The 6,087-nt window shown below is 37.0% G+C and carries 3 protein-coding genes; all 3 read left to right on the top strand.

The window, feature by feature from the left end:
• Positions 1–204 precede the first annotated feature (204 nt).
• Entirely contained in the window at positions 205–807 is a 603-nt protein-coding gene (locus MUW74_RS02490) for a hypothetical protein (RefSeq protein ID WP_243517103.1), read from the top strand.
• 126 nt (positions 808–933) lie between these two features.
• A complete protein-coding gene (locus MUW74_RS02485) occupies positions 934–1,437 on the top strand; it encodes a DNA-3-methyladenine glycosylase (RefSeq protein WP_243517106.1) in 504 nt (167 codons plus the stop codon).
• A gap of 15 nt (positions 1,438–1,452) precedes the next feature.
• On the top strand, positions 1,453–5,715 hold the full coding sequence (locus tag MUW74_RS02480) for a contractile injection system tape measure protein (protein WP_243517117.1): 4,263 nt from the start codon (positions 1,453–1,455) through the stop codon (positions 5,713–5,715).
• The last annotated feature ends 372 nt before the right edge of the window (positions 5,716–6,087 follow it).

Genomic DNA, 6,087 nt, shown 5'->3' with positions numbered 1-6,087 from the left:
TTTTTTGTCCACTTTTTTATTAAGAAAAAAGGGGTAAAAAAAGCCTTTTTTACCAAAGTCAGGAACCGACAATAGCGTCCACAAAACTAGCCATTAGTTTATGTCAAAATCCAATTTATCTTTCAGGGCATAATATAAATCTATATATTTAAGCTTTCGTTACCTATTGGTATCAGGTGCTGAGTCTACTAAAATTAAACTACCATGCATAAAACTTTAAACAACTATTTCTTTAAACTTGGCTTATTATTTGCCGCTACCTATTTCATGAATTTTACCAATAAAATAGTTTATTGTGCACTCCTATTGACTATTTTAGGGACTGTCTTAAATGGTATAGCAAAATGTCATGGTGGCCAAAAGGCTACTATGAGTATTCTATTTTGTACGACCATAAGCCTTGTCTTATTATATAATAAGCCCTATTGCATTATACCTGGAAAGCCTATTCGTGGCCTTATAATAGCTTCTTTATGCGCTATATTGATCGCTTCCTATATAGGTTGTAAGCTTTTTTTAAAGCTAAACAGCCACTACCGATTTGCTATAAGCAATTATATAAGCCTATTGGTCTTCGGCCTTGTAGATCATCTTATAATGGGACTATTTTTTACTAAAACATTTCCTCTATATAAAGTTTGGTTGATTATCTATAAAGAAACCACCTATACCTATCTTTTTGCGTCTATAGTATACCTTTGTTCAATTGCAGTTGTATATGGGCAACCGCTTTATCTTAAGCTTAAGCAATATAGGGGCCTATTACGTTCCGTCAAGCAAGTTAAATCCAAAATACCCCCCTTATAGCAACTGATATAATCTCTTGGCCCTTGATACAAAATCTGACGCTATCGGAAACCAAGAGCACGGGCCTATGTTTTAAGTTGATTTTATTTAAGTTGGCTTGATGTCTGACCTGAACCACTAGGCTATATGATCCTAAATAGAGCTTTTTTTGCACAAGATACCAATACGGTCAGTACGCATTTAATTGGTAAATTATTGTGTTTTCATAATTTTCAAGGCATTATTACGGAAACAGAAAGCTATATTGGCACAGATGACCCTGCTTGCCATGGGGCTAGAGGTGTCACGCAAAGAAATAAAGTAATGTTTGGGCCAGCAGGGTTTAGTTATGTATATTTTATATATGGTAAATATTATTGCTTAAATATGGTTACAGAAGCTTTAAATTTTCCATCAGCTACTCTGATTAGAGGGATAAAACTTATTCATCCACCTTATACTTATCTAGATGGCCCGGGCAAGCTTTGCCAATGGTTAGGTATTAATTTAAACCATAACGGGATTGATGTAACCTTATCAAACCTATTATATATTAAAGATATAGGTTGCACATTACCCTACAAGGCAACACCTAGAATAGGTATTTCAAAAGGATTAGATAAAATGTGGCGGTATGTTGTTACTGATTAGACTTTTTAAATAATTATGCCTACCAAACAACATCATGTTATTTTACGTAGCCGGATTGAAGTTACCCTTGAAAACCATAGTCAACATAAATTAGTCCAACATACCCTTCATAAAGTCATCCAGAAGCGGCTGCTACCCATCTTATCAAAAATTTTTTCTGATTATGTTCCTAGCGATGTAGTGATCTATTTAGACAAACTGGTTATAGATGGCGGTAACGTAAATCTGTCTCTCTTGAGCAAACAGTTGCCTCCCCAGATCGAACATAGCTTAACGCTTGAGTTAAAAGAAGCGATTAATAAAGTGATACATAATCCTAAGGCTAACCAAGTCATACCACTACCAGATGCCAAACGAGAGGCCATAGCGCATTATCTATCAGAGGGTAATTTTGCTTGGTGGATGGTTGAACGTTCTGAAAAACAGATTGAAAAAATATATTTAACCTTGCTCGACAAGTATCCTCTGCTCATAGAGCAACTTTGGTTTAATCTGCATAAAAAAGAAAAAGCCCTTCAACGTTCTATGGCACTTTTTTCTCAAACCACTTTGGAACATACCCTGTCCTGCTTACTGAAACAGCCAATACAAAACTTTGCACCTGTGCTAGCGGAAATAGGTTTGATATTAGATCAAACGGGTGTTTTAAATAGTGGGTTATACGCACCCGTGCAACAGTTACTTGGAATGGCGCTGTTGGGTACCATCAAACAACAAAAGGGCAAAGCAGATCGCATCGGTTTTTTGCATATGCTACTTCAAGAAGTAGCCATGCAAACCTCCATCAACTACGAAACAATCCTAGAAAAATTACACACTTACCATGCAGATAATGAACGAAAATCTTTATCCAAACAAGTAACTAGCACATCGGTGCTTCAGTTGCGTGACCTGATTGCCACACCACCGAAATTTGGCTATCAAGATGCTAAAAACCAAGAAAAGGTATTAAAAAAATTGGACGCAATAGGCAATCATACTATGCCTTCCTATCAACTATCAGCAGCTATTAGAGAGATTAAAATAGAGATAGATAAGCCAGGCATACGTCTCTTGGTAAAAAGTTGGCTTAAAGAAAAAAAAAACAAGGAAAAATTGTTCAACAACTTACCTGATAACCTCTTGACTCCATTCTTGCGATCTGTAGATCCTCGAATAAAAGCCAGCATGGGACCATCGGCATCAAGAACGCTAGGTCAAGGGGGCATGATGCAACAGATACCTAACTTGGAAGATACAAATGGGGTAGTCAATCATATTTTACCTGTAATAGAGGTAATAAAAAGCAGGCTTACACAACGCATACCTCTTTCAAATAAGTTTCTAGATAACTTAGCAACCATGATTAGTCGGTTACTACAGGTTACTGAACCTCAGCTAAATATTGATTTGATCAAAAATATTTTTATTAAAGCAGCTATGGTAGATCCACCTGCTACGGAAAAGCACTATATAGCACGTATTGCCAAGCATCTTAAGGCTTATACGCCATTGGCTGCTAATTTATGGGATGAGCTAGCTGATAACGCAGCAGAGTCGTTTGACCTATTGGCCACAAAATCCACCTCATCTTCCTTAGATAAGGCGCATGGTTTGGTGGCAAAAACTTCATTATCTGATGTAGTCAATTTTCTTCTTTATAATGAATTACCAACAGATCAGCTGGTTCCAGCCTATGTAATAGCCAAGTGTTTGGGGCAGGCCACACCCACGCAAATACGGGATGAGTTGGCACCTTTGTTACAAGAAGCAGTTATTTTAAAAAAACTTATTCAACATGCCACAGAGTCCATTCTAGGTAAACTGTTACAAGCCTTTATTCCATTTTCTGGTCAGGTGATAGAACGACTAGAAAAAGTAATCATCCAGTCAAACCTACTACAAAGCACTGAAAATCAGACTAATACTCGTTATATAAAAGAAATTTTTATCACAGCAGCTATTGTTCATAGACCACCTACTACCGAAAAACAGTATATAGCCTGCTTATTCATGCATCTTGGTGTAGCGCTTTCATCTAGTCCGTTGGTCTTATGTGATCAGTTGATGGATGCAGCCAAGCAAGTAACCGATAACCAGCTAGTAGAGGCCTTTGCTTTGCTTAAAAAAAATTTAACCCCATTGCACTTAGATAAGCTAGATGAGGTGGATCTTATTTTTCTATCTACACACGAAAAATTTCAATTAGACAAGCTACTCCTACCCCTTTATTATAATAGGCTATTGCCTGCTATTAAAGCTATTGTACGACAATCTGATGCAGCTGATCTCTCTCAATCAGCGATTCATCAATTGGTCACAGATCACTTGCCAACTACTTCTAAAAGCTTAAAAAAGACCATGAGCCTTAGCTTATCTAAAGAGATGAGCACTTCTATACAAAGCAAAAAAGAACGGGTTGCACAAAGATGGCACCTTTTTTTGCATACCGGAAAGCTTGGCAACTATCCAGATAGCACCGCCTTACTCAATGATGTTATCAACCAGCTGCCTACTTTTTCTTTGGCACAAGATAAAATACATGTACGTCAACGACTTATTGCCAATTTTACGCATGCCCAACTTATCTTATTAGTGCAAAGCCACAGTGATGTGGGGCAAACCTTAGCCAACTCTATAAAAGGGATCTATCAATTGTGGTGTGCCACACAAGGTGCACTAGGACAACACCATAGCAGTAAAAATGTATTTTGGAATAGTCTATTCAAAACCTTACCTCAATCATCTATTCCTACAGATGATTGGCTCGCACAAACCACCATCGCATTGAGTAACGTTTTAGCAATACCACCAACTACATTGGTACAAACTTTTCAGCTTCTTATTCAGGATGCCAAGGAGATACCAGCAGTAGAACAGTTAACTAGTTCATTGAATAGGCTGGCAGCAAAATACCAACAAAAAATCCAGCAACAAGCCATAGAAAGTGGATGCAAAGATCCTCTTTTAACCAAACTCCATCTATTGCTTAATGGTAGTCTATCTCTTTTTAGCCAAAATTTTCATCTATCGACCCATACATTTGGTAAGCAATTGGTTCAGTTTATGGCTGACCAACCATTGGCTTTATTAAAGTTTTTAGAAGAACAGCCTAATCATCCATTGGTTGCCAGACGTATGGTACACTACTTTAGTCAAGAAGTTAGTAAAGAGATGATAACATGTTTAGCACAAGATAATGCGCCATTTGTAAAGTACTACCTGGAGCTATTTAGTCATCCATTGCAACATCCAACCACCCAACTGCCTAATCTATCTACATGGCAAAAGGAACTATACATCTCTACTATACATTATTTGATTACCAAAAGTCGATTTAAAGAAAAGGAGTTTATACATAGTACCCTACTTACTACTTGCTGTCCCAAAGAAGATATATATCAGATTATTAAATCTATTTTAACTACCAGACCGGCTACTAAACAAGCACGCAAGATGATAACCTTACTTAAGCCACTGATAACTCGTATCCATACACCTACCATTAGTAGCTCCACTTTAGCGCATAATGCATCAGAAATCTTACCAAGCAAGCTAGCAAAAGAACCATCCAAAAAATCTTGTAAACCAGAAGAAGAAATTAGAGTTTATACTAAAAATAGTGGATTAGTTTTTCTATGGCCTTTCCTGTATGACTTTTTTAGAAGCCATAACCTGATGGTAGGTAACCAATTTGTCTGTGAACAAGCGGCCCATAATGGGGTCTACCTCTTGCAATACTTGGTTACTGGCAAACTCAAGAATCCAGAATGGCAACTTACCCTGCCTAAACTACTTTGTGGATTGACCTATGATGAAGTATTGCTACCTTATAAAGCCATAGATGAAGCTTACGATCTAGATGACCTAGATCAGGCGCAACAGAAGCAAAAAGAGATCGAAGTCATCAAAGATAAGTCATCAAAACAGCCTCAACAAGAAACTATAGAAACAATAGGAGAGAAGGAGGTAATAGCCAGGAATGATATAAAAGCCATAGAAGATAATAGCAAACTACTTTTTGACAAAGTAATAAAGCGCTGGACAAGTTTAAAAAATCTTAACGAAACCACCTTATACCAAGAGGCTACCACACAGGATATTTTGAAAAATTATTTTTTAAATAGGCTAGGTATCTTAACTAGACATTATAATAATGATGCTACCGAAAGCAAATTTTGGCATTTGATGATTATACATCAAGACTATGATACAGTAGATTTGCTGCCCCCTTGGTCTATGAATAACCTTAAATTACCTTGGATGCAAGAAGAAATTGTTTTATTTTACATGGCTTAGCCGTGTTCAATACTTATCTAGTAATTCCAAGTATCTGTTCAGGCTATGGCGTTAACTTAAAGATTATATTTAATTGATTATTAAATCGGCTACCATCATATCTATAATAATAAAGTATATTGAATATCAAGTTATTATATATTTATTCACCGCTATGGACATATGACAAAAAACGCCCCTTCTAAAAATTTGCGATTAGAAAGCATAGCTTACAGATGTAGCCGTTTAGCGCAGTGGCAAAGGTTACGTAGAAAAAGCAAAAACGCCCCTTGTAAAATAGTTGCGATCAGCAAGCAGCCCTTACAGCTGAAATAGAAAAACAGCCTGTTTGAAGCCCGCGAAGCGGGCGAGTTCTGTTTTTCCAGGTGTAAG

Source organism: Candidatus Cardinium sp. cBcalN2 (assembly GCF_022810445.1).
GTDB lineage: Bacteria > Bacteroidota > Bacteroidia > Cytophagales > Amoebophilaceae > Cardinium.
This window is presented reverse-complemented; position numbering and strand designations above follow the sequence as displayed.

Coding starts and splice junctions, on each gene's coding strand:
- MUW74_RS02480 (WP_243517117.1), top strand. CDS start 1,453: ATGCCTACCAAACAACATCATGTTATTTTACGTAGCCGGATTGAAGTT.
- MUW74_RS02485 (WP_243517106.1), top strand. CDS start 934: ATGATCCTAAATAGAGCTTTTTTTGCACAAGATACCAATACGGTCAGT.
- MUW74_RS02490 (WP_243517103.1), top strand. CDS start 205: ATGCATAAAACTTTAAACAACTATTTCTTTAAACTTGGCTTATTATTT.